This window comes from Kribbella sp. NPDC055071, assembly GCF_053608045.1.
On sequence record NZ_JBSGUS010000008.1, the window covers coordinates 75,617 to 101,093 of the forward strand.

The window sequence follows — 25,477 nt, forward strand, 5'->3', positions numbered from 1 at the left end:
TCAACGTGACCAGCAAAGAACCCGCCCCGCGGCTCGATCCGGAGAAGGTCGTCGACACCGCGCTGAAGATCGCCGACGACGAAGGACCGGCCGCCGTGACACTGCGGCGACTGGCCACGCTGCACGGCGTCACCCCGATGGCGCTGTACCGGCATTTCAAGGACAAGGACGACCTGCTCGCCGCTGTCGGCGACCGGATGTTGTCGGACGTCGTCCTGCCCGAGCCGAGCGACGAGGCGTGGGACAAGCAACTGCAGACCCTGCTGACCGCCTTCGTGACCGCGCTCCGCGCCCACCCGCGGCTGGCGGACCTCACGCTCACTCGCATCCTGATCGCCGAGCCGGGGCTGGACCTGTCCGAGCGGGCCCTGGAGTTGCTGACCGCGGGCGGGTTCTCCGTCAACGACGCCGCCCAGGTCGGCCGGCAGGCGTTCTGCGCGCTGATCGCCCTGGTCACCACGGATCCGGTCGCACGCGAGGTGAATGACCCGATCGCGCGTGAGGATTCACTGCGGCGCAAGCGCGCGTCTCTGGCCGCTTTGCCGCCGCGGAAGTATCCGCTGGTCACCGCTGCCGCGGACGCATTGATCTGCACGGACGACAGGGAGCGCTACTACTCCTTGGGGATCGAGATGACGGTCGCCGGCATCCGCGGCGTACTCAAGTAAGGCGTACTCAAGTAGTAGGGAGCAGTCCTTGGCAGTCAGCGTCATGACCTACCTGCAACAGAACAGTCCGGACGAGCTGGTGCCGGCGCGTGAGCAGCCGGTCGAGGTGCGTCGGGTCGAGGAGGTCGCACCGGAGTTCGCCCGCTACCTCTATACCGCTGTCGGCGGGCACTGGCACTGGTTCGGCAAACTCGGGTGGAACTGGGACCAGTGGGTCGAGTGGCTGAGCCGACCGGGCTTCGAGACCTACGTCCCCTGGGTCGGCGGTATACCGGCCGGGTACGTCGCTATCCGCGGCGTCGGCGACGAGGTCGAGATCGAGAACTTCGGACTCCTCCGTGCCTTCTTCGGCCGCGGAATCGGCGGTCATCTCCTCACGGTCGGCCTGCGGAACGCCTGGACTCTGCACGAGCGGCATGACGACGTCGACCCGATCACCAGGGTCTGGGTGAACACGAACACCTTCGACGGGCCGGCGGCACTCAAGAACTACGAGGCGCGCGGCATGACGCCGTACAAGACGGTGGAAGAGGAGCGGCCCGACGGCGACAGCCCTCCGCCAGGTCCGTGGCCCGGCTGGTCCGGCCCGCCCGGCGTGGTGCGTGAGGTCCCGGCGGGCTGACGGCGCTACGCTCCGAAACGCAGTGATACCAATCCAGGTGGAGGTATACCGATGGCGGGGAAGTTCGAACTGTACGAGGACAAGTCGGGCGAGTTCCGCTTCCGGCTGAAGGCCGGGAACGGCGAGATCATCGCGACCAGCAGTGAGAGCTACAAGACCAAGTCCGCGGCCCTCAACGGCATCGAGTCGATCAAGAAGAACGCCGCCGACGCGAACGTCGACGACCAGACATCCTGAAAGCTCAACAAAACAAGGGGTTCTCCACACCGTGGAGAACCCCTTGTGACGTCTAGAGCCCGTCGGCGAACACGACCCCACGGACCTCGACACCGAGGCCCTCGATCCCGGCGTCCGGGATCATCGCGGCCAGTTCGTAGGCACGCTCCGCGCTCGCCACGTCGATGAGATAGAACCCGCCCAGGAACTCTTTCGACTCCACGAACGGCCCGTCGGTCACGGCCGGTACGCCGTTGCGGACCTTGACCACCGCGCTCTTGGCCGGCTCGGTCAGCGCGACCGTGCTGTGGAATTCGCCCGACGCCTTGATCGTGTCCATGAATTTCTGGTGCCCCGCTCCGATCGCCTGCTGCTCCTCCTCGGTCAGCGCGGCCAGCACGTCGGGGTTGATGTTCAGGACCAGTAGGTAGTTCACGGTGTCTCCTTCAGCCGCGGCCCCCGGTGTGGGTGCCTCTCGATCATCAGTACGGAGCAGTCCGCCGCTTCTTGACATCATGCGAACGCAAGAGCAGATAGCGTCCCTCCATGGCCGAGCTGAGTCTCACAGATGTCCGGGCCGCCGCCGAGCGCATCGCCGGGGTCGCCCACCGTACGCCGGTACTCACGTCGAGGACCCTGGACGAGCGGGTCGGTGCCCAGGTGTTCCTCAAGGCCGAGAACCTGCAGCGCATCGGCGCCTTCAAGTTCCGCGGCGCGTTCAACGCGATCAGCCGACTGAGCCCGGAACAACTCCGGTACGGCGTCGCCGCGTACTCATCCGGTAATCACGCCCAGGCCGTCGCCCTGGCCGCCCGGATCGCCGGGACCAAGGCGGTCATCCTGATGCCTATCGACGCACCGCCGACGAAACTCGCCGCCACCCGCGGGTACGGCGCTGAAGTCGTCAACTACGACCGCTACACGCAGGACCGGGCCGCGCTGGCCGAAGAACTGGCGACCGAGCAGGGCCTCACGCTGATACCGCCGTACGACCACTACGACGTCATGGCCGGGCAGGGGACGGTTGCACTCGAGCTGATCGAGGAGGTCGGCCACCTCGGTGCACTGCTGGTCCCGGTCGGAGGCGGCGGGCTGATGGCCGGCTGCGCGACCGCCGCGACGATGCTGGCGCCGGGGATTCGGATGATCGGCGTCGAGCCGGCCGCTGGGGACGACCATGCTCGCTCGCTGGCAGCGGGCGAGCGGGTGGAGATCGCCGTACCCCGGACGATCGCCGACGGGCAGGCGATCTCGTCACCCGGTGAGCTGACCTTCGCGGTGAACCGGCGGCTGATGGACGCGGTCGAGCTGGTCAGCGACGACGAGATCGTGGCCGCGATGGCGTTCGCGTTCGAGCGGCTGAAGATCGTCCTCGAGCCGAGCGGCGCGTGTGCCTTGGCCGCATTGCTGGCCGGGCGGATCCATGGGCTGCCGGAGCGCGTCGGAGTGGTGTTGTCGGGCGGGAACGTCGGTCTGGACCGGTTCCGGGCCTTGCTCGAAAAAGCCTGAATCCACAAGGACTTCAGGGCACCTTGAGGGCGCCCTGAGTACACACTGTGCTCGTTGTCACAGACAGCCACGATCAAGTGTGACCGAGGTCACATTGCGGGCCTCATTTCAAGCCTGCGGCACGCTCAGACGCGCTCAGGACACCTGGTGTTCACCCAGGCTCGTTGACCCGTCAGAGAGCCCTTCAGAGCCTTTTAGGAGGGTGTCTGTGGATCTGAGGGTTTGCGTCGTGATCGTTCTGTTATACAGTCGTCGGCGGTTCGGTAATCAACACGAACCGCACGCGGGTCAACGCCGAGCCCTGCCAGGCCCACGTGCTCCCCTCGAAAACATTGGCAGGGGTGGGGGACCCAGGAGGTTGGGTCTCGACCGTGAGTGGTCGAAACCCTGGGGTGAAGTCCGCGGGAGCGGACCGGGCTATGAATCCCAGCCCGAACCCGACAGCTAACCTCGCAGGCGTCGGGAGACAACCATGCCCGTCACTGCCCGGCGGACGTCGCTTTCGCGCGCCGTCAGCCATTCCAGCGAGTCCAGTACCGTCCGGCCCACCGGCCGGACCCTGGGTAAGCACCGCAAGATCAGCAAGCCGTCGGCCCCGCGGGCCGCGGCAGCCGTCCTGTCGGTCGGCCTCGCCGTCGGCGGTGGAGCCGCCCTCAGCGTGACCACGACGCCGGCGACCGCTTCGGCCACCACGATGACCGCGGCGCAGCTGCGCGGCCACACGGGTGTCGCGAGCCGGCCGTTGCTCCGGTTCCGGGACTCCGGCCCGACGGTGAAGTACGTCCAGAAGGCTCTGCACCTGGGGCCGGACGGCTACTTCGGCAACAGCACCGTCCGGGTGCTGAAGAAGTTCCAGGCCTCCTGGGGTCTCAAGTCCACCGGCTACATGGACCGCAACACCTGGGGTCGGCTCACCTGGGCCGCCAAGCACAAGGTGCTCTACGGCAAGGGCAGCGTCAGCAGCGGTAGCAGCGGCGCCAGCACCGGCACCTTCCGCGCCCGGGTTCTGAAGGAAGCCGCGAAGCTCAAGGGCACCCCGTACCGCTACGGCGGCACGACCACCCGTGGCTTCGACTGCTCCGGGTACACCGGTTACGTCTACAAGGTCGCCGGTAAGAAGCTGCCGCGTACGTCGCGTCAGCAGTACAGCGCCACCAAGCACATCACCCGCAGCGCCGCGAAGCCGGGAGACCTCGTCTTCTTCAAGAGCGGTGGAGGCGGCGTGTACCACGTCGGCATCTACGCCGGCGGGAACCTGCTGTGGCACGCGTCGCGTCCGGGTGCTCCGGTCGCGAAGGCGAAGATCTGGACCAGCAGCGTGGCCTTCGGCCGCGTCTGAGTTCACCTCCTGCCGGTGAGCGCCCGTCCCATGGCGCGCCGGTTTGTCAGCGTCCTCTCCCCCCGGGAACGCTGACCCCGAAACCGGCCCGGGCCGTCGTCCCCCACCCCTCCGACGGCCCCGGGCCGGTTTCTCATGTCCGCCTCAGCCGTCCAGCAGGCCGGCTTCGTAGGCCAGGATCGCGACCTGGACCCGGTTGGTGGCGCCGAGCTTCACCAGCGCCCGGGACACGTGCGCCTTCACCGTCGCCTCGCTCATGAACAGCGTCTTGCCGATGTCGGAGTTCTGCAGGCCGCGGCCGACCTCGACCAGGACCTCCCGCTCCCGCTCGGTCAGCTTGCTGATCCGTTCCTGCGCGACCCGCCGCCGATCCGTGCGCGGGTCCGCGGCGAAGTGTCCGATCAGCCGCCGGGTCACCGCCGGCGACAGCATCGCGTCGCCGGCCGCCACGACCTTGACCGCCTGCACGAGCTCCCGCGGCGGCGTGTCCTTCAGAAGAAAGCCACTCGCACCGGCCTGCAGCGCGCGAAACACGTAGTCGTCCAGATCGAACGTCGTCAGTACGACGATCTTGGGCGGATCCGGCAGGGCCTGCACCTCGCGGGTGGCGGCCAGTCCGTCCAGTCGTGGCATCCGGATGTCCATCAGGACGACGTCCGGCTGGTACTCCTTCACCTTGGCCGCCGCGTCGGCACCGTCGTCGGCCTCCGCGACCACCTGCAGGTCGTCGTCGGACTCGAGGATCATTTTGAGCCCCGCGCGTACCAGCGCCTCGTCGTCCACGATCAGCAGCCGCGTCATCGTTCCCCTTCATCAACAGAGACTGGCCCAGAGACTGGCCCAGAGAGAGGTCCCGCGACAGGAACGGCGTTCTGGCGGTTGTTGTCCGGCCAGGGCAGCCAGGCTTCCACCTGCCAGCCACCTTCCAACGTCCGCCCGGTCGTCAGTCGACCACCGACCAACTGCACTCGCTCGCGCAACCCGACCAGTCCGGCGCCCGCGCCTGGGAGCAGTGAATCAGCAGCCACCGGTCGGACGTTCGTCACCCGGACCGTCACACCCGCACCCGGGGCTCCATGCACGTACACATCGGTCGACGCACCCCGTGCGTGCTTGTGCACGTTCGTCAGCGACTCCTGGACCACGCGGTAGACAGTCCGCCCCACAGACACCGGTACGTCGTCCGGCAGCGTGAACTCGCCGGTCACTCCGACTCCGGCCGCCCGCGAAGCCGCAACCAGTCTCTCGAGGTCCGCGGCCTGAGGCACGGGAGCCAGGTCGGCTCCGTCCACACTGACGTCGGAACGCAGTACGCCGAGGACCTCGCGCAAGTCCTCCATCGCCTGCCGCGCGGTCTCGCGGATCAGCCGGGCCGACCCTTCGACCTTGTCCGGACCCACGGTCGGGTTCACCTCGAGGCCTCCCGCGTGCAATGCGATCAGCGAGACCTTGTGCGCGAGTACGTCGTGCATCTCCTGAGCAATCCGGGCCCGCTCGCCCAGCCGGGCCTGCTCACTGCGCAGCTCGCGCTCGGCCTCGGCCCGCTCGGCCCGGTCCCGGAGTGACACCATCAGGTCCCGGCGGGCCCCGATGTACGCGCCGATCGCGATCCACGTTCCCACCAGGAACGGTGCAGTGAAGACGGTCACCCAGAACTGGCCGCCGGTGGCCAGCGTGTTGACGACGAACGCGATGAGCGCGGCGATGCTCAGGCCGAGCAGGACCAGATCGCGGCGGCGGATCGCCAGGGTCAGTAGGGCCAGTCCCATCGGAATGAAGATCTGGCCGGTGAGCAGCGCAATGATCGCGATGACGGTGACGGTGACCGGGAACCGCCGGCGCCACAGCAGTGCGACCGACGCGACCACGCCGATACCCAGCTCGTACCAGTCCTTGGGTCCCCAGCTGTTACCAGTCGTCGCCTGGAGGACCGACGTGAGCAGGCTGAATGCCATGTACAGGAAGTCGCGCATGCGTGGGGCGTGCCTGACCCACCACGCGTGCCACGTCCGCAACTGTCCCATTCCGCCAGCGTAGTTGGACGGTGTACCCGATCACGTCCACCTTCCGGGTGGGTTCAGGGCTGATCCCGGACGACTTTCGTAGGGGGTAGGAGCAGCCGGTCGGTCGATGTGCCGGAGGGGTCGACGGCGGTTGACTCGTTGACATGATCACAGTCGAGAATCTGACCAAGCGGTACGGCGGCACCACGGCCGTCCAGGACGTGTCCTTCACCGTCCAGCCAGGCAGCATCACCGGCTTCCTCGGCCCGAACGGCGCCGGCAAGTCGACCACGCTGCGGATGCTGACCGGGCTCACCCCGCCGACCTCGGGGAGCTCTACCATCACCGGCAAGCGGTACGTCGACCTGCCGAACCCGGGCCGCGTGGTCGGAGTGATGCTGGACGCCGCCGCGCAGCACCCGGGCCGCACCGGCCGCGAGACGCTGCAGCTGAACGCCAGCCTGCTCGGTGTGCCGAAGGGCCGCGCCGACGAGATGCTGGAAGCCGTCGGGCTCACCGCCGCCGCCAAGCGCCGGGTCGGTCAGTACTCGCTCGGTATGCGGCAGCGGCTCGGTATCGCTGCCGCCCTGCTCGGCGACCCCGCCGTACTGATCCTCGACGAGCCTGCCAACGGCATGGACCCCGAGGGCATCCGCTGGATGCGCGGCCTGCTGCACGACTTCGCAGCGCGCGGCGGCACCGTGATCCTGTCCAGCCACCTGCTCGGCGAGGTCCAGGCGACCGTCGACCGGCTGGTCGTCATCGGCGGCGGCCGGATCGTCGCCGACGGCTCGCTGGAGGAGTTGCTGGCCGGGAGCGGAACGCTCGTCCGCGGTCTCGACCCGATCGGCCTGAACCAGGCCCTGACCGCGGCCGGCCTGAACCTCGAACCGCTCGCCGACGGCTCGCTGCGCGTCGATGCCACCGCCGAGCAGGTCGGGCGCGCCGCTGCGGCCGTCGGCCAGATCCTGATCGAACTGCGCCAGAGCGACGGCGCCGGCCTGGAGGACCTCTTCTTCCAGCTGACCTCCACCCCGACCGCCGCTGCGGCCTGATCACACCTATCGCTGGGAGACCATCACCATGACCACCGTCACTGACGTCGCGCCGACCGCACCGGCCAAGCACCGGGCCGAGGTGGCGACCGCCTTACCGCCCGCCCGCGGGCAGTCCTTCCTCAAACTCGTCGCCGTCGAACTGCGCAAGTCCGTCGACACCCGCAGCGGCCGCGTCCTGATCGCCGCGATCCTGCTGATCGGGCTCGCCGCGATCACCTGGCAGCTCACCCACCTCGACGGGGGCCCGGCCACCTTCGACAACGTCCTGGCCGCTGCCTCGGCAGGCACGATGCTGATCCTGCCGGTCATCGGCGTGATGGCGATGACGAGCGAGTGGACCCAGCGGACCGCGCTGACCACGTTCACGCTGTCGCCGCGCCGGATCCGGGTCCAGCTGGCCAAGTTCGTCTCCGCGGTCGTCCTGAGCGCTGTGGTGATGACCGGAGTTATTCTGCTCGCCCTCGGCGCCACCGCGCTGGGTGGAGCTTTCACCGACCAGACCTCGTCGTACACCGGCCTCGGTGGCCAGGTGGCCGGCGCGTACCTGTCGGTCGCGCTGAACGTCATCATGGGTGCCGCCTTCGGTGCGGTCATCGCCCAGACCGCGGTCGCGATCCTGGTCTTCTTCATCGCCCCGACCGCCTGGTCGCTGGCCGGCCCGGCGCTGTTCAAGGACAACGCGAACTACCTGGACGTGTTCGGCGCGCTGGGCCGGATCGCCGAGCGCGATCTGCACGGGATGGTGCCCGAGACGCTGACCGCGGTCGGGGTCTGGATCGTCCTTCCGACCATCGTCGGACTGTGGGCAAGCTCACGTCGCGAGGTCAAGTAACCCTGACCCGGCGGGGCCTGGACGCGGTGGGGTGAGCCGGTTTGAGGGGACCGGTTCACCCCACCGGCGCGTCTTCTGCCCTTTCCGGCACGGCGTCCGGGGCTTGCGACGTACCAGCCAGGGGGCCGGTGCGTGTGTCGATCCCCCGCTGCGGGTATCCTTTAACCACGATTACTGACGACTGATCCGTGGGCGCCACGCTGCGTACCCGGTTGACTTGTGCGAGGGGGTCGACGCTATGGGGCGCGGCCGTGCAAAGGCCAAGCAGACGAAGGTCGCACGCGACCTGAAGTACCGCACCTGGGACACCGACTTGGACCAGCTCAAGAAAGAGCTGTCCGGATCTGGTGAGCCGCAGGGTGGCACCGCTTCTGCGAACGGCGACGACGACGGCGACGAATACGACGCCGACGACTATCACCCCCGTCGGTAAGCAACAGCTCGGCTGACTGCTCAGCGCTCCTCCGGAGTGCCTGAGCAGTTCACCGTGCGCCCGACGAGCTTCATACACCAGCACCACCGAGGCACTGAAGCCTGCCCAGATCACCTAGCTGGGCAGGCGAGCTCTGTGGAGAGGACCGGGGTCGGCTCCGGCTGTCCGGCCCGGCTCGCCGGACCATAGTCGACCCGTCCTGCCGGCTGCACCGGCCTGCTGAGGTCGGTTTGCTTTGGGGCGTGGCTTACTTGGCGTAGGCGCCTTCGAGTGTGACGGTGCCGCCGGGGGTTGCGGTGACCTCGCCGCAGACCCACGCCGGGATGTCGCGTGCAGCCAGAGCTGCGATCGCGGCGTCGGCCGCGGCCGGGTCGAGTACGGCGACCATGCCGGCGCCCATGTTCAGCGTCTTCTCCAGCTCGGGCAGTGCGACGTCTCCGAGCAGACCGACGAGCCCGAAGATCGGTGCCGGCGTCCACGTCGAACGGTCGATCCGGACCGACAGCTCGCTCGGGATCACCCGCGCCAGGTTCGCCGCGAAGCCACCGCCGGTGATGTGCGACATCGCGTGCAGCGGACGAGCGTCCTCGTCGTTCAGCTCCTGGATGAGCTCCAAGCAGTGCTTGGCGTAGACGCGGGTCGGCGTCAGCAGCACCTCACCGAGCGTGGTACCGAGCTCGGGAACCTCACGGCCCAGAGTCCACTTGGCCCGGTCGAAGAACACGTGCCGAACCAGGGAGTACCCGTTCGAGTGAAGCCCCGACGACGCCATCGCCACAACCACGTCACCCGCGCGCACCCGCTCCGCGCCGAGCAACTCGTCGGCCTCGACCACACCGGTGGACGCGCCGGCCACGTCGTACTCGTCCGGCTTCAGCAGGCCGGGGTGTTCCGCGGTCTCGCCGCCGACGAGCGCCGTACCGGCCTCGACGCACGCCTCCGCGATGCCCTTCACGATCTGCGCGATCGTCTCCGGGACCACCTTGCCGGTGCAGATGTAGTCGGTCATGAACAGCGGCTCGGCGCCACACACGACCAGGTCGTCGACGACCATCCCGACCAGGTCGAACCCGATCGTGTCGTGCTTGTCGAGCTTCTGCGCGATCGCGACCTTCGTCCCGATCCCGTCGGTCGAGGTCGCCAGCAACGGTCGCCGGTACGACGTCAGCGCGGTCGCATCGAACAGCCCCGCGAACCCACCGAGCCCACCGACGACCTCCGGGCGAGTCGCCTTGGCCACCCATTCCTTCATCAGCTCGACGGCCCGGTCACCGGCCTCGATGTCGACTCCGGCAGCGGCGTAGCTGGCGCCTTCGGTCACGTCAGTCTCTCCCTAAAAATACTTACGGCCGGCTGAGCGCGTCCGCCGCGCCGCCACCACCCGAGACCGTGGCCAGGCCGTCGACATCGGTCGTCACGGGGTCCTCGAGCAGGTGCTTGCCGAGGAACTCCGGGTCGGGCAGGGCGACCGGGTAGATCCCGTCGAAACAGGCCCGGCAGAGCTTGTCCTTCGGCACCGTCGTCGCGTCGATCAGGCCGTCGAGGCTGATGTAGCCGAGCGAGTCGGCGCCGAGCGAGCGGCAGATCTCCTCGGTGTTCAGCCCGTTCGCGATCAGCTCCGCGCGGCTGGCGAAGTCGATGCCGTAGAAGCACGGCCACTTGACCGGCGGCGCGGTGATCCGGACGTGGATCTCCTTCGCGCCGGCCTCCCGCAGCATCCGGATCACCGCGCGCTGCGTGTTGCCGCGGACGATCGTGTCGTCGACGACGACGAGCCGCTTGCCCTCGATCACCTCGCGGAGCGGGTTCAGCTTGAGGCGGATGCCGAGCTGGCGGATGGTCTGACTCGGCTGGATGAAGGTGCGCCCGACGTACGCGTTCTTGACCAGGCCGGAGCCGTACGGGATGCCGGAGGCTTCGGCGTACCCGATCGCGCCGGGCGTGCCGGACTCGGGCGTCGCGATGACGAGGTCGGCCTCGGCCGGGTGCTCCTTGGCCAGGCGGCGACCGATCTCGACGCGGGTCGAGTAGATCCGGCGGCCGGAGATCTGCGTGTCCGGGCGGGCCAGGTAGACGAACTCGAAGAGGCAGCCCTTGGGATCGGGCTCGGCGAACTTGGTCGAGCGGAGTCCGTCGGCGTCGACGGCGACGATCTCGCCGGGCTCGACCTCGCGGATGAAGCTGGCGCCGACGATGTCGAGGGCCGCGGTCTCGCTGGCGATCACCCAGCCGCGCTCGAGCCGGCCGAGGACCAACGGGCGGATGCCTTGCGGGTCGCGCGCCGCGTACAGCGTGTTCTCGTCCATGAAGATCAGGCTGAAGGCACCCTTGACCTTGGGGAGCACCTTCGCGGCGGCCTGCTCGATGGTGAGATCGGGGTAGCCGGCCAGCATCGACGTCAGGATGTCGGTGTCGGACGAGGCGCTGTGCTTCGCGTTCGCCTTCGCGTGCTCGACCTCGACGTCCAGGCCGAGGTCCAGCTCACCCTCGCCGTTCAGGCTGGCGGCGAGCTCGCCGGTGTTGGTCAGGTTGCCGTTGTGGCCGAGCGCGATCGAGCCGGTCGCGGTGGACCGGAACGTCGGTTGCGCGTTCGCCCAGACGCTCGAGCCAGTGGTCGAGTACCGGCAGTGGCCGATCGCGATGTGCCCGCGCAACGAGGCGAGCGTCGCCTCGTCGAACGCCTGGCTGACCAGACCCATGTCCTTGTAGACCAGGATCTGAGATCCGTTGCTGACCGCGATCCCGGCAGACTCCTGGCCGCGGTGCTGCAACGCGTAGAGACCGAAATAGGTGAGTTTGGCAACTTCTTCGCCAGGAGCCCAGACACCGAACACCCCACAGGCGTCCTGCGGCCCCAGATCCTGAGGGTCAAGTTCATGAGTAAGCCGACCATCGCCACGAGCCACGCCAGCAGTCTACGTGACGCTCAGCCGCGCCCGAACCAGAGCGACTACCAGCAGCTCGCGGCCATCTGGCAGTGCGGAGGGATCGTCTCGACGCCCGCGGTAACGGTCGACGACGCAGCGCCGAGCGAGAGCAAGAACACAGTCCCCGCGACTACGGACAGCACCTTCTTGATCACAGTTAGCCCCTTCATAAATAATCCCAACCCGACTATTGAGTGCTCTTTGTCGACGCTCTCTGTATATGGTCGGTTCCGACAAGTTCTGGGGAGAAGGATCGTGCTCGAGCCGCTGGGTGTGGATGAAGCCACCTTCGCGGTTTACCACGCCCTCCTCAGCCACCCAGACAGTACGCCGGAGCAGATTGCCGCGCTAGTCAGCCGATCTGAGCCCGAGGTCCACGAGATGATGGACCGGCTCCGCAAGCTCGAGCTCCTCGTCCCGACCTGGGCGAACCCGAACAGCGAGCACGCGGTCCATCCCCGCGTCGGGCTGGCGAGCCTGGCCGAGCGCCGCCGGGCGAACCTGAATGCCCAGCTCGGCGAGCTGCGCGAGGCCGAAGCAACCGCCGAGGTGATCGCCGAGCAGTACAACGAGTTGCTGACCGCACGCAGCAGTGGCGACGTCGAGGTGATCAAGGGCCGCGGCAATGCGTCCCGCCGGATCGACGAGCTGGCGCTGAAGGCGCGCGACACGTTCTGGGCGCTGGTGCCGGCTCATATCGACGACACGGTTCGTCCGGTCGAGGGCTCTCCCGACCTGCCTCTGCTCGAGCGTGGTCTCAAGATGCGGGCGGTCTACCTGCAGAACATGCTGGAATCCAAGGTCGCGACCGAGTACGCGGCCGCCATCCACCGCCTCGGCGGTGAGGTGCGGGCAACGCCGACCCTCCCGATGCGACTGCTGATCTTCGATCGTGAGATCGCGATCATGCCGATGGACCCGGAGAATCCGACCGCCGGCGCCGTCATCCACCGAAGCCCCGCGGTCGTCTCGGTAGCGCTCGCCCTCTTCGACGCCTACTGGTCCCGGGCCGCCGAGCTCTTCGACCCAGAAGACCGCGACGACGACACCCCGCTGACTCCGCACGAGGCCGAGGTCCTCCGCCTGCTGGCCGGCGGCGCCAAGGACGAGCAGGTCGCCCGTCTCCTGGGCATCTCGCTGCGCACCGCCCGCCGGATCACCGCGAACCTGTCCGAGCGCCTCGACGCCGCCAGCCGCTTCGAGCTAGGCGTCGCCGCGGCAAAACGCGGTTGGGTCTAGCGGCTCAGATCGTCTTCAGTGCGGCCAGGAGTTTGGTGAGGGAGTCTCGGGCGTCGCCGAACAGCAGGGTGGTCTTGGGGTCGTAGAGGAGTTCGTTCTCGATGCCGGCGAAGCCCGGGCGCATGGAGCGCTTGAGGAAGATGACCCGTTGCGCCTCGTCGGCGTTGAGGATCGGCATGCCGTAGATCGGCGCCGACGGCGTGTTGCGTGCCGCCGGGTTGACGACGTCGTTCGCACCGACCACCAGAACGACGTCCGTCGACTTGAAGTCGCCGTTGATCTCGTCCATTTCGCGGAGTTGGTCGTACGGGACCTGGGCCTCGGCGAGCAGTACGTTCATGTGACCGGGCATGCGGCCTGCCACCGGGTGGATCGCATAGTCGACCTTGACCCCACGGCTCTGGAGCTCTTCGACCAGGTCGCGCAGGGTGTGCTGGGCCTGGGCGACCGCGAGACCATACCCAGGCACGATGATGACCCGGTTCGCGTACCCGAGCAGGATCGCCACGTCCTCGGCGCCGCCGGAGATGACGGGCCGCTCGGACGCCACACCGCCGCCCAGCGTCGACCCACCGCGGACCGCGCCGAAGAGGATGTTGAAGACCGATCGACCCATCGCATCGGCCATCAGCTTGGTCAGCAACGTACCGGCCGCGCCGACCAGGGTGCCCGCCACCAGCAGCAGCGTGTTGCCGAGCACATAACCACCAGCGGCAACCGTCAGACCCGTGAACGCGTTCAGCAGTGAGATCACGATCGGTACGTCGGCCCCACCGACCGGCAGCACCAACATCACGCCGATCGCCAGACCGACCAGGCAGAGCAGTACGCCGACCCACACGCGCGGATCCGAGACGAGCCACACCGCGAGCGCGAACCCGCCGAGGATCGAGGCCACGAACAACACCGGCAGACCCGGGAACGTCACCGGCCGGGTCGTCATCATCTCCTGCAGCTTGGCGAACGTCACCACCGAACCGGAGAAGCTGATCGCCCCGACCAGCACCGTGAACGCGGTCGCGATCGCTGCCACGGTCGCGTCGGCCGAGACCTCGCCGAGCTCCATCAGCGCGACCAGCGCGGCCGCGCCACCGCCGACACCGTTGAACAAGGCAACGAGCTGCGGCATGTGCGTCATCTGCACCCGCCGCGACCCGACCACACCACCGATCGTGCCGACGATCAGCGCGATCAGGATCGGCGCGAGGTGGTCCGGCTTGTACGCCGCGAACGTGATCAGGACCGCGAGCACCGCACCGGCGGCACCGAGCAGGTTGCCGGTCCGGGCGCTGCGCGGCGACGAGAGCGCCTTCAACGCGACGATGAAGCAGACCGCGGCGACCAGATAGCCGATCTGGGCCCAGGTGGGAATCACTTGTGCAGCTCCTTCTTGCGCGCCCCCGGGCCTTTGAACATCTCGAGCATCCGGTCGGTGACCACGAACCCACCGACCATGTTCACCGTCGCCAGAACGACGGCCAGCAGCCCGACGATCACGCCGAGCGCCGAGTCGGCCCGCCCGGTCACGATGATCGCGCCGACCAGGATGACGCCGTGGATCGCGTTCGCCCCGGACATCAGCGGGGTGTGCAGCGTCGAGGAGACCTTGCTGATCACCTCGACCCCGACGAACGCCGCCAGTACAAAGATCGTCAGCAGAGCGATGGACTCGGTCACGGTGCCTGTCCTTCTAGGAGGGCGCGGGTTGGTTCGTGCAGGACGCTGCCGTCGTGGGTGACGCAGCAGCCGCGGACGATCTCGTCGTCGAAGTCGGGGTCGAAGGCGGCGTTGCGGGTCATCAGCCGGATCAGGTTGGTGACGTTCTGGCCGTAGAGCCGGCTGGCCGGTCCGGCCATCTGGCTCGCGACGTTCGCTCCGCCCCAGACCAACGCGTTGCCGATGATCAGCTCGGTGCCGGCCACGGATCCCTCGACGTTGCCGCCCTGCTCGGAGGCGAGGTCGACGACGACCGAGCCCGGCTTCATCTGCTCGACCATCGACCGTGACACGAGCGTCGGTGCGGAACGACCCGGTACGGCGGCTGTCGTGATCAAAGCGTCCGCAGCGGCGACGTACGGCGTGAGCAGCTCACGCTGGAGCTGCGCCCGTTCCGGTGTCATCTCCCGCGCGTACCCGCCCGGGCCGTCCAGGGTGCCGAGCTCGAGCTCGATCGGCACGGCGCCCATGGACGCGATCTCCTCGGCTGCCGCCGTACGAACGTCGTACGCCTTGACGACGGCGCCCAAACGCTTGCTGGTCGCGATCGCCTGCAGCCCGGCCACGCCGGCACCGAGGACGAGAACCTGGGCCGGCGGGACCGTGCCGGCGGCAGTCATGTTCAGTGGGAAGAACCGGGGCAGCCGCTCGGCCGCGACGATCGCGGCGCGATAGCCGGCGACCAACGCCTGTGAGGACAGGGCATCCATCGACTGGGCCCGGGAGATGCGCGGGATCAGCTCCATCGCGAAGGCGGTCAGCTTGGCCCGGGTCGCCGTCCGGACCGCGTCCGGCGGATTCGTCGGCAGGAAGGACATCAGCGCCGTACCGGCGTGCAAGCGCTGCAGACGCTCCCGCTCCAACGGCTGCACCGAGGTCACGATCGTGGCCGCGTGATCGGCGCCCCAGGCAACCTCGGCCCCGGCATCGCGGTACTGCTCGTCGGAGAACAGCGCCCGCTCACCCGCGGCCGGCTCGACCGCCACCTCGTATCCGAGCTCGACGAGTTTCGCGACTTGTTCCGGCACCAGCGCGACCCGGCGCTCGGCCGGTCTGGTCTCTCGCACGACTGCGATCTTCACTCGCCGAAACCTATGCCAAACACTGGGTCGCCGAAAAGCCCGGCCACGGGGAGTTGGGCTGGTTCTGTCACCGCGTCAGGCCCCTTCGGCCAAGTTTTGCAGCAGCAACGCCTCGGCCAGGCAGACCTTGGTGAACTCGGCGAGGTGCAGGCCCTCGTCGATTCCGTGGGCCCGGGTGTCGGGATCCTCGACGCCCGTGACCAGGACCGACGCGTTCGGGAAGGCCTGCTGGAACTCGGCGATGAACGGGATCGAGCCGCCCATCCCCATGTCGACCGGCTCGACCCCCCACGCGGTTTTGAAGGCCGATCGGGCCGCTTCGTAGCCGGCGCCGCGCGCATCCACCGTGCACGGCTGGCCGGTCTGGCCTTCGGTGACAGTGACCTGCGCGCCCCAGGGCGCGTGGTTCTCGAGGTGGGCCTGCAATGCGGCGCTCGCCTTGGTCGCGTCGTCACCCGGCGCCACCCGCAGGCTCACCTTGGCTCGGGCGACCGGTACGAGCGTGTTGCTGGCCTCGGCCACGGACGGCGCGTCGATGCCGACGACGGCGATCGCCGGGCGGGTCCACAACCGGTCGACCAGCGAACCCGAACCGGTCAGCCGGACGGAGTCCAGCACACCCGACTCGGCCCGCAGCCGGTCCTCCGGATACTCGACATCCGCGGCCCGCGACGCATGCAGCCCATCGACCGCGACATCACCCTTGTCGTCGTGCAGGGTGGCGAGCAGTCGGCACAGTGTCGACAGTGCGTCCGGGATCGGGCCGCCGAACAATCCGGAGTGGACCGCATGGTTGAGCGTGCGGACCTCGACGTACGACTCGACGAGACCGCGCAGCGACACGGTCAGCGCCGGCCGGCCGATCTCCCAGTTGCTGGAGTCGGCGATCACGATCGCGTCGGCGGCGAGGTCCTCGGAGTATTCGTCGAGCAGTTGCAGCAGGGTCGGCGAGCCGATCTCCTCCTCACCCTCGACGAACACCGTCACTCCGACCGGCAGATCGTTGCCAAAGGCCCGTACGGCGGCCAGGTGCGCCGCGATCCCGGCCTTGTCGTCGGCCGCGCCCCGGCCGTAGAGCCGGTCGCCGCGCTCGGTCGGCTCGAACGGGTCCGACGTCCACTGGTCGACCGCACCGGTCGGCTGAACGTCGTGATGCGCGTACAGCAGGACCGTGGGCTTCCCGGCCGGCGCTGCCTTCTTGGCGATGACCGCCGGCGCACCGTCGTTCACCCGGACGATCTTCACCTCGAAACCCTCGGCCTGGAACAGCGCCGCGGTCGCCTCGGCGGAGCGCTGGACGTCGGCCGCGCGGGCCGGCTCGTAGCTGACCGAGGGAATCCGGATGAGGTCCTCGAGGTCAGCGCGGACGCTGGGCAGAACGCGGTCGATCGCCGCGGACAGATCGGTCATGCGCCTACCGTACGGCGTAACCCGGTGGGGCCCCACGTCGAGCACCACGGACTCCATCGCGGTCCGACCCGGCGACGGTTATGGCGTGTAAGCGACCGAGTCCACGACCTTGTCGTTCTCGGCGCCGGTGCCGCCGCGCACCTGGATCCGGAGCAGGGTCGCGTTGTCCAGCCGCCGGTACTCCTCGAGGATCGACGGATTGCTCCCGCAGACGTAGTTGAAGCTGACGGTCTCCTGGTTGCCGCGCTCGCCTCCGACTGCGGCCCCCGCAGTGCAGCCTGCTGGTGCGGTGCCGGTCCGGGGCAGGTCGGTCGCCTTGACCAGGCCGACGAAGACACCCTCGACGGCCGGATTGGTCTGCCAGGCTGCGGTGTTCGTGCTGACCACCATGGACTTGCCTTGGTCCACAGCCTTCTGCGACCAGTTGCGCGGGACCTCCACGGATACCGGGCCGTTCCCCACCTTGACCGGACGGCTGAGGATGAAGCGGTAACCGCCGTACCCACCGCCCGCCGCCAGCACGATGGCGAGGAGGATGGCGATCACCCGGCCTCGGATCGAGCGCTTTCGCCCTGTTGCCAGGGTGAGCTGGTTGGCGCTGGACAGCGCGGTGGCTTGGTCGATCGGAGCGGCGACGGGCGCCGGTGCGGGCATTTCGGCCGCCGGAACCAGGCGATCCGGGACCTTGCCCGTGGTGTGCGCCTCTTTCAACGCGTTGAGGAAGCTGTCCAGATCGGGCCAGCGCTTGTCGCGGTCCGGCTCGAGAGCACGTCGTACGACGACGTCGATCGCATCCGGTACGTCCTCGCGCAGAGTGGTCATCGAGGGCGGCGGATCAGCGATCTGCATCACCGCACCGAGGCTGGCGACGCCATGTGGTGCTTGTCCGGTGAAGGCGGCGTACGCGACCGCTCCGAGCGAGTAGAGGTCCGCACGGTGGTCCAGCCGCTCACCACGGACCTGCTCGGGAGCGACGTACGCCGGGGTGCCGCCGGGCAGCGTGATCCGGGAGACCTCGGCCAGGGCCTTGCCCAGCCCCAGGTCCGACAGCATCGCGCGGTCACCGGCCGGATCCGAGCGGAACAGCACGTTGGCCGGCTTCACGTCCCGGTGCAGGACCCCACGAGTGTGCAGGTGCTTGAGCCCGCGGCCGACTTGCGTGATGATCCGGACCGCCTCGGCGAACTCCAGCGGGCCGGCCTTGATCCGCTCCGCCAGCGTGCCGCCATCGGCGTACGTGAGCACCATGAACGGACGGCCGTCCTCGGCCTCACCGACGTCGTGGACGCCCACGACGTACAGGGAGTCGACGCGGCGCAGGAACCGGCCCTCGGCCAGGAACCGGCGCCGGACGTCGTCGTCCTCGATCCAGTTGTCGGACAGGATCTTGACCGCGACCTCGGCGTCGAGCTGCTCGTCGCGGGCGAGCCAGACCGTCGCGAAACCACCGGCACCCACCCGTCGGACCAGGGAGTACCGGCCGATCCGCGGTGGTTCGTCCATGGCGCAATTATGCTCGATCCTTCCTGCGACTCGATCGCTGGAGCAGACAATCCGACGTTTCGGAGCAGACAATCGGATCGCTCGGGGCGAACATTCGGACGTTTTCAGGCGTCCAAGGCCCCGATGGAGACGTTAGGAGTCCGCCGATGCGGAAGATGAACGGGCGCCTGATCGCCCTGGTGGCGGCCGTCGCGGTAGCCGCGATCGCCACCGGCGGAGCCCTCGCCTACCGCCAGGGGCCGAGCCACAACACCCAGGTGGACGCCGCACCACTGGCCGGCACCCCGTCCCCGGGCCAGACCCCCACGCCGCCGACACCGACCCCATCGGCGACGCCGAAGTCCACCCCGCCGCCGGCGCGGACGCCGGTGCCGACGGCGACGCCGTCCAAGGCCGGCCCGGTCAAGTCGAAGATCGAGCTGGCCAAGCTCGCCGATGGTCGTGCGCCGCAAGTCACCTACGTCTCCGGACGGACCGTGAAGGGCGGGCCGGGTCAGGAGGTCACCGTCCCGGGCAAGGCCGACATCCAGGCGGTCGCCCGGCTCAGCCAGTCAGTGCTGGCGATCGTGACCAAGGGAACCAACCAGACCGAGATGCTGACGCTCGGCTCCGACGGCAAGATCCTGAAGCGCACGCCGGACGTCACCGCGGTGGTCACCACCGAGGACGGGATGGCCGCGGCCTACACCGCCACCAACCGCTCCGAGGCAACCGGCCAGGAACAGCCAGGCGCCATCATCTACGCGGAAGAGAAGGCGGTCCAGAAGCTGACTATGCCGGGCGTCTACGACGCGTACCCGCTCGGCTACATCGGCGGCAAGGTCTACTTCAGCGCCAGAGCAACCGAGGCGGGCAACAGCGGGACCTTCTACTCCTGGATCCCCGGGGCCTCGAAGGCGACCGCGATCAAGGGCGTCCCAGTGCCGACCGCTCTGAGCAGCGACGGCACGCTTGCCGCGTCGTTGATCAACCAGACCGACTACAAGAGTTGCACCAACGTCAACGAGGCCGCGACCGGCAAGCGACTGTGGAAGACCTGCGACTACATGGTCGACAAGTTCACCCGCGACGGCAGCACCGCAATCGCAGGCCCCTTCTACCGGGACGGGTACGGCGACGGCCTCACCGCAGCCCTCGACGCGACGACAGGCAACCTCCTGCACGAGTGGAGCGGAGTCTTCCGCCAGACGGTCGCCGAAGACGACAACCACCTCCTGATCCTCGCCGACGACGGCGAAGAAACCCCAGCCTCGATCATCCGCTGCACCATCACCACCGGCACCTGCGAACGAGCCACCCCACTAGCCAAAGGCAACCTCCTGATCGGCAGCTGACTGTCTTCGCTGTGCGAGGATGTGCGGACGTTCGGATCGGAGGAGGGGTGGAGTGCGAGCTCGAACCATTGTGGGAATCGCTGGGGGAACTCTCGCGCTGACGTGTGGCGCCGCGCTGCCGGCGTTCGCGAACAACGTGGACCTGGCTGTTGGGCCGACACCGACGCACAAGTACCACCACGGCATGTGGTCGGACGCGACCGACAACCTGGGAGCTTGTCTCGGAGGCGCAGGCACGTTCTACAAGGTGGTCGTCACCATCCGTCCGTCCGACGGCACTGGTCCGGTCTTCTCCGAGATCGACACCACAGCGGGCAATGGGTGTGAGTACACCGGGAACCTCAGCATTCCTGAGGACGAGCGTTACATCATGACGCTGACGGCCTACAACGTGGTCGCGTCGAAGAACCTCAGCGACTCCCTGGGCTTCTACACCTGAGCGTCTGCCGGCAGCAGACAAGGCGATGTCCGAGGTCATCCGCGGTGAGACTAGGCGCATGGGTCGGGTTGTGGTGTTGGCGGATGTGCATGGGGTTTTGCCGGCTTTGGAGGGGGTTCTGGCGGAGGCTGATGTGGTGAGTGCGGACGTCATCGTGGTGGCGGGGGATGTCGCTGCTGGGCCGCTGCCGGTGGAGACGTTGGATTTGCTTGCTGGGTTGCGTGAGCGGGTGGTTTGGGTGCGGGGGAATGCGGATCGCGAGCTGGTGGAGATGGCTCGGGGGACGTATGAGCTGGAGCCGCCGGATGCGGTGTCGCCTTGGGCTGCCGGGGAGTTGCGGGCGGATCAGGTGGAGTTGCTGGCCGGACTGCCGACGACGGTGACGATCGGGGACGTGTTGTTCTGCCACGCCACTCCGCGGAACGACGAAGAGGTCGTGCTGGTGGATAGCCCGATCGACCGGTGGGCCCAGGTGTTCGCCGACCTGCCCGACGAGGTCAGGACGGTGGTCTGCGGGCATACGCACATGCCGTTCGCCCGACAGGTCGACCGACGGCTCGTGGTCAACGCCGGCAGCGTCGGCATGCCGTACGGCGCTCCTGGACCGAGTTGGGCTCTGCTAACACCGGACGGCGTACAACTGCGTCGTACGGAGCTGGATCGGGTCAAGGCTGCGGAGCGGATCGTGAGTGAGTCGACGTACCCAGGACGCGAGGAGTGGGTGGCGGCGTACCTGCTGACCAACTACTCCGACACGGAGGCGCTGGCAGCGTTCAGACCGCGCGCTGCGGGCTGAGCGGCTACCGTCAAGGAGTGTTCGCGCGGCGGCGGAAGCATTTCGGGACTCCGGCTGACAAGGCGACGTATGCGACCCTGCATACCGCCTCGCTGGCCTCTCCCCACCTGCGCGAGGGTCTGACGCCCGCAGCGGCCGGCAAAGCGAGCCGCCACCTCAGAGACCTCCTCGGTACGGCGGCCATCGCCATCTGCGACCCCTCCGGCGTACTGGCCTGGGACGGCGTCGGCGGACCCTACGAAAGCAACCACCGCAGGGACGCCAAAGCCATAGCGGCCCCAACTCTCCGCTCCGGACGTACGGCGGTGCTCGGCGCGCACGATGTCGCCTGCGGCGATCCGCAATGCCCGATCCGGACCGCGGTGGTCGCCCCCATCGTCACCGAGGAGCGAGTGGTCGCCGTACTGGTCGCGTACAGCATCCGCTCCTCGGCCGCGTTGGTGCGGGCCACCGAGGAGGTCGCCCGCTGGGTGTCCGGCCAGGTGGAGCTGGCCGAGCTCAACAAGGAACGCACGCGGGCCATGGAGGCCGAGCTGCGAGCACTGCGCGCCCAGATCAGTCCGCACTTCATCTACAACGCACTGGCCGCGATCGCGTCGTTCGTCCGGACTGACCCGGAGCGTGCGCGTGAACTGCTGCTGGAGTTCGCGGACTTCTCCAGATACGCACTGCGGCGCGGCGGCGAGTTCACCACGCTGTCGGACGAGTTGCGCAACGTGGAGCGCTATCTGGTCTTGGAGCAGGCGCGATTCGGCGACCGGCTCAAGGTGTCGCTGCTGATCGCCCCTGAGGTGCTGCCGGTGGTCATCCCGTTCCTCGTCGTCCAGCCGCTGGTGGAGAACGCCGTACGGCACGGCCTCGAGGCGGGCGTCGGCCGGATCACCATCCGCGCCCGGGACCAGATCAGCGAGGCAGAGATCAGTGTCGAGGACGACGGCGTCGGCAGCGACCCCGAGGTGATCCGCGCGGCCCTGTCCGGCGAGCCCAGCAGCGACTCGGTCGGCCTCGGCAACGTGGACGCCCGCCTACGACAGGTCTACGGCGACGCATACGGCCTGGTCGTGGAGACCGCAGTGGATGCAGGAACGAAGGTCACCTTCCGAGTGCCCAAATACTCCTCAGGAGTGCACGCATCCCCTTAGTGTGAGGGCATGGCCGACACTCCTTTGCGCGCGCTGGTTGCGGACGACGAGGAGCCTGCCCTGGCCGAGCTCGTCTATCTGCTCACCCAGGACCGGCGGATCGGCCCGATCCGGACCGCGTCGAACGGACCGGACGCACTGAAGATCCTGCAGGGCGCCGATGTGGACGTGGTGTTCTGCGACATCAAGATGCCCGGCCTGGACGGCATCGACCTCGCCAAGGTGTTGTCGAAGTTTCGCCAGCCACGGCCGCAGATCGTCTTCGTCACGGCGTACGACCAGCACGCGGTCGAGGCGTTCAACCTCGAGGCCACCGACTACGTGATGAAGCCGGTCCGGGCCGAGCGACTGGCCGAGGCAGTCCGTCGGGTGGTCACCGCCGGAGCACCGGCCGCATTGCAGACGCCCGACGAGACCGACGACGAGGTGATCGCGGTCGAGCTGGCCGGGGTCACCAGGTTCGTCCAACGCTCCACAGTCCGGTACGTCGAAGCCCAAGGCGACTACGCCCGTCTACACACCGGACAGAACTCGCACCTGGTCCGCATCCCACTCAGCACGCTCGAGGAACGCTGGCGCGACTCCGGCTTTACCCGGATCCACCGCAGCACGCTGGTCGCACTCGCGCATGTGGACGAGATGCGCGTCGACGGCGGCCGCTGCGCGGTCCGGGTCGGCGACGACTGGCTCCCGGTCAGCCGGCGTCACACCCGCGAACTCCGCGACCTCCTGGTCCGCTCGACCTCGCTGCGATGAGACTGCGTTGATGAGTACGCCGGAAGGCCCGCGACGGGTCCGGGTCACGAGCCCCCGGACGACAGCCGCCCGCCGTCCGATCACCCCGACCGGTACGCGCGAGATCGACGAGCAGACCCGGCTCGGCGAGATCTACATGCACTCGTTGATCCAGTCCCAACTGCGGCTCACGCTCGCTGTCATCGCCGGGGTGATCGTCGTCCTGGGCAGCATCCCGCTGCTGTTCTGGCTCGTCCCGCCGACCCGCACACTCTCGATCTCCGGCCTGCCGTTGCCCTGGGTCGTCCTCGGCGTCGCCGTCTATCCCGTGGTCTATGTTGCCGCGCGCACGTATGTCCGCAAGGCGGAACGGATCGAGACCGAGTTCACCGAGTTCGTCGGACGCCGCTGATGTCACCGGCGATGAGCCTGACCGGCATCGGATTGGTGATCGTGGCAACGATCGGGATCGGCCTGTTCGGGCTGCGCATCTCCCGCACCACCAGCGACTTCTACGTCGCCAGTCGCGCGGTCACCCCACGCTGGAACGCCTCCGCGATCAGCGGCGAATACTTGTCGGCGGCATCCTTCCTCGGTGTCGCCGGTCTGGTGCTCGTCAACGGCGCCGACATGCTCTGGTTTTCGGTCGGCTACACCGTCGGCTATCTGATGCTGCTCGTGCTGGTCGCGGCGCCGCTACGGCGATCCGGCGCGTACACGCTGCCCGACTTCGCCGAGACCCGATTCGAGTCCGCGGCGGTCCGCCGGATCTGCTCCGGCCTGGTCGTCGGCATCGGCACTCTGTATCTGCTCCCCCAGTTGCACGGCGCCGGATTGGCCGTCCAAACTGTCACGGGTGCGCCGCCACAGGCCGGTGCGTTGATCGTCGCGGTCATCGTGGTGATCAACGTCGCCGCGGGCGGGATGCGGTCGATCACGTTCGTCCAGGCCTTCCAGTACTGGCTGAAGCTGACCGCCTTGGCCACACCGGTCTTCGTGATCCTGATCGCCTGGCACCATCCGGTCGGCGTCCTCGACTCCCTGCACGGCGCGGCGGCCGCCTGGGCCGAGCCGCTGTCCAGGGCCGGCGGCCGGGACCATCCGCTGTACGCGACCTATTCGTTGCTCATGGCCCTTTGTTTCGGAACGATGGGCCTGCCGCATGTCCTGGTTCGCTTCTACACGAACCCGGACGGACGAGCAGCACGACGTACGACGGTCGTCGTACTGGCGCTCCTTGGTCTGTTCTATCTCTTCCCACCGGTGTACGCCGTCCTGGGCCGGACGTTCGCCCCCGATCTCGTCAGCAGCGGCGCGGACACCGTCGTACTCGAGCTGCCGGGGCGCGTTCTTCCTGGTACAGCAGGGGATTTGCTCGGTGCGCTGGTCGCGGCCGGGGCGTTCGCCGCGTTCTTGTCGACGTCGTCCGGGCTGACGGTCGCGATCGCGGGGGTGATCGACCAGGACCTGTTGCGCAGCCGGCTGAGTCGGTGGACCGGCGGCGATTACGTGGCCATCAACAGCTTCCGGATCGCGGCGCTCCTTGCGATGACCGTGTCCTACTTGGCGTTCGCGGTCACGGGCGCGGTGAGCCTCGCGGACACCGTCGGGCTCGCGTTCGCGGTGGCCGCGTCGACCTTCTGTCCCCTGCTGGTGTTGGGAATCTGGTGGCGACGGATGTCGACGACCGGGGCCACGGCCGGCCTGGTGGTCGGCGGAATCGCGGCGAGCGCGGCGGCACTGGTGAACGTGGTCGGCGCACCTTCCGGTGGTTGGCCGCGAGCCCTCGTCGGTCAGCCGGCCGCATGGACGATGCCACTCGCCTTCCTCACCGTCATCATCGTCTCGAAGCTCACCCCGGACCGGATTCCGGCCGGCACGGCCCGCAGCATGGTCCGCCTGCACACCCCCGAAGCGGTCGACGTCGATCGAGGTCTTCCGCAGCGATAGGAACCGCTTGTCGTGCGCTTCCGACCGCTCGGCGCAGTGAAGTGATCCACCTGCCGACTGGTGTGGTCCGCTGAGCGCTCGATGCGTGTGGGTGCTGTCGGCACAGAGTGACCGAGGCCACAGTACGGACATGCCCGGCCTCTTCCGCCCGGCTTGATTCCTGTATGGAGGTCACGCGATGAGTGATACCGCGCGCGATCCGGATCTTTCGACGTACCGGGATGTCCAGTTGTCACCGGACTTCTCCGAGCTGCGCCGCAGGTTCCGGAACTTCGTGTTCCCGATGACCGGGCTGTTCCTGGTCTGGTACTTCGTCTACGTCTTACTGGCCGACTATGCGCACGGCTTCATGTCACACAAGGTCGGCGGCAACATCACCGTGGCCCTGCTGTTCGGGCTCGGCCAGTTCGTGTCGACGTTCGCCATCACGATGATCTACGTCCGCTGGGCCGACCGCCGGCTCGACCCCGAAGCCGAGAAGCTGCGCCACGAGATCGAGGGAGCCGAGCAGTGACCGCCCCATT

General features: G+C 68.2%; 28 protein-coding genes and 1 riboswitch. Of the genes, 17 read left to right on the forward strand and 11 right to left on the reverse strand.

Going from position 1 to position 25,477, the window contains the following annotated elements; translation table 11 throughout:
- The first annotated feature begins 5 nt into the window (after positions 1–5).
- The 3 genes from ACWF4Z_RS15400 to ACWF4Z_RS15410 are packed head-to-tail and all read left to right on the forward strand — an operon-like array spanning position 6 to position 1,527.
- Positions 6–668, forward strand: a complete 663-nt coding sequence (locus ACWF4Z_RS15400; protein WP_452243671.1) for a TetR/AcrR family transcriptional regulator C-terminal domain-containing protein — start codon at positions 6–8, stop codon at positions 666–668.
- 28 nt (positions 669–696) lie between these two features.
- On the forward strand, positions 697–1,290 hold the full coding sequence (locus ACWF4Z_RS15405; protein ID WP_452243672.1) for a GNAT family N-acetyltransferase: 594 nt from the start codon (positions 697–699) through the stop codon (positions 1,288–1,290).
- Between the two features lie 51 nt (positions 1,291–1,341).
- Complete coding sequence (locus ACWF4Z_RS15410) at positions 1,342–1,527, forward strand: YegP family protein (RefSeq protein WP_452243673.1); 186 nt, start codon at positions 1,342–1,344, stop codon at positions 1,525–1,527.
- A 52-nt stretch (positions 1,528–1,579) separates the two neighbouring features.
- Here ACWF4Z_RS15410 and ACWF4Z_RS15415 read toward each other — a convergent pair whose 3' ends face one another.
- Complete coding sequence (locus ACWF4Z_RS15415; RefSeq protein ID WP_452243674.1) at positions 1,580–1,942, reverse strand: YciI family protein; 363 nt, start codon at positions 1,940–1,942, stop codon at positions 1,580–1,582.
- A 110-nt stretch (positions 1,943–2,052) separates the two neighbouring features.
- Here ACWF4Z_RS15415 and ACWF4Z_RS15420 point away from each other — a divergent pair, with 110 nt between their 5' ends.
- Entirely contained in the window at positions 2,053–3,015 is a 963-nt protein-coding gene (locus ACWF4Z_RS15420; RefSeq protein ID WP_452243675.1) for a pyridoxal-phosphate dependent enzyme, read from the forward strand.
- A gap of 305 nt (positions 3,016–3,320) precedes the next feature.
- Positions 3,321–3,488: riboswitch (cyclic di-AMP (ydaO/yuaA leader) on the forward strand.
- Positions 3,488–4,354, forward strand: a complete 867-nt coding sequence (locus ACWF4Z_RS15425; protein WP_452243676.1) for a C40 family peptidase — start codon at positions 3,488–3,490, stop codon at positions 4,352–4,354. (Overlaps the previous riboswitch by 1 nt.)
- Before the next feature lie 144 nt (positions 4,355–4,498).
- Here ACWF4Z_RS15425 and ACWF4Z_RS15430 read toward each other — a convergent pair whose 3' ends face one another.
- Both ACWF4Z_RS15430 and ACWF4Z_RS15435 read right to left on the reverse strand, forming a co-directional pair.
- Entirely contained in the window at positions 4,499–5,155 is a 657-nt protein-coding gene (locus ACWF4Z_RS15430) for a response regulator (RefSeq protein ID WP_452243677.1), read from the reverse strand.
- On the reverse strand, positions 5,152–6,378 hold the full coding sequence (locus ACWF4Z_RS15435; RefSeq protein ID WP_452243678.1) for a sensor histidine kinase: 1,227 nt from the start codon (positions 6,376–6,378) through the stop codon (positions 5,152–5,154). Before ACWF4Z_RS15435 ends, ACWF4Z_RS15430 begins: the two co-directional genes overlap by 4 nt.
- A gap of 143 nt (positions 6,379–6,521) precedes the next feature.
- Between ACWF4Z_RS15435 and ACWF4Z_RS15440 the strand changes: the two genes are divergently transcribed.
- The 3 genes from ACWF4Z_RS15440 (at position 6,522) to ACWF4Z_RS15450 (ending at position 8,680) form a co-directional block, all read left to right on the forward strand.
- Complete coding sequence (locus ACWF4Z_RS15440; RefSeq protein WP_452243679.1) at positions 6,522–7,412, forward strand: ABC transporter ATP-binding protein; 891 nt, start codon at positions 6,522–6,524, stop codon at positions 7,410–7,412.
- Between the two features lie 28 nt (positions 7,413–7,440).
- Positions 7,441–8,247, forward strand: coding sequence for an ABC transporter permease (locus ACWF4Z_RS15445; RefSeq protein WP_452243680.1), 807 nt, complete (start codon positions 7,441–7,443; stop codon positions 8,245–8,247).
- A 238-nt stretch (positions 8,248–8,485) separates the two neighbouring features.
- On the forward strand, positions 8,486–8,680 hold the full coding sequence (locus ACWF4Z_RS15450; RefSeq protein ID WP_452243681.1) for a DUF3073 domain-containing protein: 195 nt from the start codon (positions 8,486–8,488) through the stop codon (positions 8,678–8,680).
- A gap of 247 nt (positions 8,681–8,927) precedes the next feature.
- On the opposite strand, the gene purM is transcribed toward ACWF4Z_RS15450, so the two are convergent.
- From purM to ACWF4Z_RS15465, 3 genes are read right to left on the reverse strand one after another with little or no spacing between them, the layout of a single operon-like run.
- The gene (gene purM / locus ACWF4Z_RS15455; RefSeq protein ID WP_452243682.1) at positions 8,928–10,001 is read right to left on the reverse strand and encodes a phosphoribosylformylglycinamidine cyclo-ligase; all 1,074 of its coding nucleotides are present in this window, start codon (positions 9,999–10,001) and stop codon (positions 8,928–8,930) included.
- Positions 10,002–10,023: 22 nt separating this feature from the next.
- Positions 10,024–11,586 (reverse strand): amidophosphoribosyltransferase, encoded by a 1,563-nt coding sequence (purF, locus tag ACWF4Z_RS15460; RefSeq protein WP_452243683.1) that lies wholly within the window; start codon positions 11,584–11,586, stop codon positions 10,024–10,026.
- Positions 11,587–11,630: 44 nt separating this feature from the next.
- The gene (locus ACWF4Z_RS15465) at positions 11,631–11,777 is read right to left on the reverse strand and encodes a hypothetical protein (protein ID WP_452243684.1); all 147 of its coding nucleotides are present in this window, start codon (positions 11,775–11,777) and stop codon (positions 11,631–11,633) included.
- Positions 11,778–11,862: 85 nt separating this feature from the next.
- On the opposite strand from ACWF4Z_RS15465, the gene ACWF4Z_RS15470 reads away from it, so the two are divergent.
- Entirely contained in the window at positions 11,863–12,846 is a 984-nt protein-coding gene (locus ACWF4Z_RS15470) for a helix-turn-helix transcriptional regulator (protein WP_452243685.1), read from the forward strand.
- A 4-nt stretch (positions 12,847–12,850) separates the two neighbouring features.
- Here the strand turns inward: ACWF4Z_RS15470 and ACWF4Z_RS15475 are convergent, their stop codons facing one another.
- The 5 genes from ACWF4Z_RS15475 to ACWF4Z_RS15495 form a co-directional block, all read right to left on the reverse strand.
- Positions 12,851–14,221, reverse strand: a complete 1,371-nt coding sequence (locus ACWF4Z_RS15475; RefSeq protein WP_452243686.1) for an NAD(P)(+) transhydrogenase (Re/Si-specific) subunit beta — start codon at positions 14,219–14,221, stop codon at positions 12,851–12,853.
- A complete protein-coding gene (locus tag ACWF4Z_RS15480) occupies positions 14,218–14,523 on the reverse strand; it encodes an NAD(P) transhydrogenase subunit alpha (RefSeq protein ID WP_452243687.1) in 306 nt (101 codons plus the stop codon). Before ACWF4Z_RS15480 ends, ACWF4Z_RS15475 begins: the two co-directional genes overlap by 4 nt.
- A complete protein-coding gene (locus tag ACWF4Z_RS15485; RefSeq protein WP_452243688.1) occupies positions 14,520–15,644 on the reverse strand; it encodes an NAD(P) transhydrogenase subunit alpha in 1,125 nt (374 codons plus the stop codon). The genes ACWF4Z_RS15480 and ACWF4Z_RS15485 overlap by 4 nt, the downstream gene beginning before the upstream one ends.
- A 75-nt stretch (positions 15,645–15,719) precedes the next feature.
- Entirely contained in the window at positions 15,720–17,054 is a 1,335-nt protein-coding gene (locus ACWF4Z_RS15490) for a M20/M25/M40 family metallo-hydrolase (RefSeq protein ID WP_452243689.1), read from the reverse strand.
- A 78-nt stretch (positions 17,055–17,132) separates the two neighbouring features.
- Positions 17,133–18,557, reverse strand: coding sequence for a serine/threonine-protein kinase (locus ACWF4Z_RS15495; protein ID WP_452243690.1), 1,425 nt, complete (start codon positions 18,555–18,557; stop codon positions 17,133–17,135).
- A 146-nt stretch (positions 18,558–18,703) separates the two neighbouring features.
- Between ACWF4Z_RS15495 and ACWF4Z_RS15500 the strand changes: the two genes are divergently transcribed.
- From ACWF4Z_RS15500 to ACWF4Z_RS15535, 8 genes are all read left to right on the forward strand, one after another.
- A complete protein-coding gene (locus ACWF4Z_RS15500) occupies positions 18,704–19,891 on the forward strand; it encodes a hypothetical protein (RefSeq protein ID WP_452243691.1) in 1,188 nt (395 codons plus the stop codon).
- Positions 19,892–19,943: 52 nt separating this feature from the next.
- Positions 19,944–20,330: a hypothetical protein gene (locus ACWF4Z_RS15505; protein ID WP_452243692.1), complete on the forward strand. Its 387-nt coding sequence runs from the start codon at positions 19,944–19,946 to the stop codon at positions 20,328–20,330.
- 58 nt (positions 20,331–20,388) lie between these two features.
- A complete protein-coding gene (locus tag ACWF4Z_RS15510) occupies positions 20,389–21,126 on the forward strand; it encodes a metallophosphoesterase family protein (protein WP_452243693.1) in 738 nt (245 codons plus the stop codon).
- A 17-nt stretch (positions 21,127–21,143) separates the two neighbouring features.
- On the forward strand, positions 21,144–22,268 hold the full coding sequence (locus ACWF4Z_RS15515; RefSeq protein ID WP_452243694.1) for a histidine kinase: 1,125 nt from the start codon (positions 21,144–21,146) through the stop codon (positions 22,266–22,268).
- Positions 22,269–22,277: 9 nt separating this feature from the next.
- The gene (locus ACWF4Z_RS15520; RefSeq protein ID WP_452243695.1) at positions 22,278–23,024 is read left to right on the forward strand and encodes a LytR/AlgR family response regulator transcription factor; all 747 of its coding nucleotides are present in this window, start codon (positions 22,278–22,280) and stop codon (positions 23,022–23,024) included.
- Between the two features lie 10 nt (positions 23,025–23,034).
- Positions 23,035–23,415: a hypothetical protein gene (locus tag ACWF4Z_RS15525; RefSeq protein ID WP_452243696.1), complete on the forward strand. Its 381-nt coding sequence runs from the start codon at positions 23,035–23,037 to the stop codon at positions 23,413–23,415.
- Complete coding sequence (locus tag ACWF4Z_RS15530) at positions 23,415–24,953, forward strand: sodium/solute symporter (protein WP_452243697.1); 1,539 nt, start codon at positions 23,415–23,417, stop codon at positions 24,951–24,953. Before ACWF4Z_RS15525 ends, ACWF4Z_RS15530 begins: the two co-directional genes overlap by 1 nt.
- Positions 24,954–25,131: 178 nt before the next feature.
- Positions 25,132–25,467, forward strand: coding sequence for a DUF485 domain-containing protein (locus ACWF4Z_RS15535; RefSeq protein ID WP_452243698.1), 336 nt, complete (start codon positions 25,132–25,134; stop codon positions 25,465–25,467).
- Positions 25,468–25,477 lie beyond the last annotated feature (10 nt).

Excerpts from the sequence above, each read along its gene's own strand:
- ACWF4Z_RS15410 (WP_452243673.1), top strand. The coding sequence starts at position 1,342 with ATGGCGGGGAAGTTCGAACTGTACGAGGACAAGTCGGGCGAGTTCCGC.
- ACWF4Z_RS15420 (WP_452243675.1), top strand. The coding sequence starts at position 2,053 with ATGGCCGAGCTGAGTCTCACAGATGTCCGGGCCGCCGCCGAGCGCATC.
- ACWF4Z_RS15425 (WP_452243676.1), top strand. The coding sequence starts at position 3,488 with ATGCCCGTCACTGCCCGGCGGACGTCGCTTTCGCGCGCCGTCAGCCAT.
- ACWF4Z_RS15430 (WP_452243677.1), bottom strand. The coding sequence starts at position 5,155 with ATGACGCGGCTGCTGATCGTGGACGACGAGGCGCTGGTACGCGCGGGG.
- ACWF4Z_RS15435 (WP_452243678.1), bottom strand. The coding sequence starts at position 6,378 with ATGGGACAGTTGCGGACGTGGCACGCGTGGTGGGTCAGGCACGCCCCA.
- ACWF4Z_RS15440 (WP_452243679.1), top strand. The coding sequence starts at position 6,522 with ATGATCACAGTCGAGAATCTGACCAAGCGGTACGGCGGCACCACGGCC.
- ACWF4Z_RS15445 (WP_452243680.1), top strand. The coding sequence starts at position 7,441 with ATGACCACCGTCACTGACGTCGCGCCGACCGCACCGGCCAAGCACCGG.
- ACWF4Z_RS15450 (WP_452243681.1), top strand. The coding sequence starts at position 8,486 with ATGGGGCGCGGCCGTGCAAAGGCCAAGCAGACGAAGGTCGCACGCGAC.
- ACWF4Z_RS15465 (WP_452243684.1), bottom strand. The coding sequence starts at position 11,777 with ATGAAGGGGCTAACTGTGATCAAGAAGGTGCTGTCCGTAGTCGCGGGG.
- ACWF4Z_RS15490 (WP_452243689.1), bottom strand. The coding sequence starts at position 17,054 with ATGACCGATCTGTCCGCGGCGATCGACCGCGTTCTGCCCAGCGTCCGC.
- ACWF4Z_RS15495 (WP_452243690.1), bottom strand. The coding sequence starts at position 18,557 with ATGGACGAACCACCGCGGATCGGCCGGTACTCCCTGGTCCGACGGGTG.
- ACWF4Z_RS15500 (WP_452243691.1), top strand. The coding sequence starts at position 18,704 with ATGCGGAAGATGAACGGGCGCCTGATCGCCCTGGTGGCGGCCGTCGCG.
- ACWF4Z_RS15510 (WP_452243693.1), top strand. The coding sequence starts at position 20,389 with ATGGGTCGGGTTGTGGTGTTGGCGGATGTGCATGGGGTTTTGCCGGCT.
- ACWF4Z_RS15520 (WP_452243695.1), top strand. The coding sequence starts at position 22,278 with ATGGCCGACACTCCTTTGCGCGCGCTGGTTGCGGACGACGAGGAGCCT.
- ACWF4Z_RS15525 (WP_452243696.1), top strand. The coding sequence starts at position 23,035 with ATGAGTACGCCGGAAGGCCCGCGACGGGTCCGGGTCACGAGCCCCCGG.
- ACWF4Z_RS15530 (WP_452243697.1), top strand. The coding sequence starts at position 23,415 with ATGTCACCGGCGATGAGCCTGACCGGCATCGGATTGGTGATCGTGGCA.
- ACWF4Z_RS15535 (WP_452243698.1), top strand. The coding sequence starts at position 25,132 with ATGAGTGATACCGCGCGCGATCCGGATCTTTCGACGTACCGGGATGTC.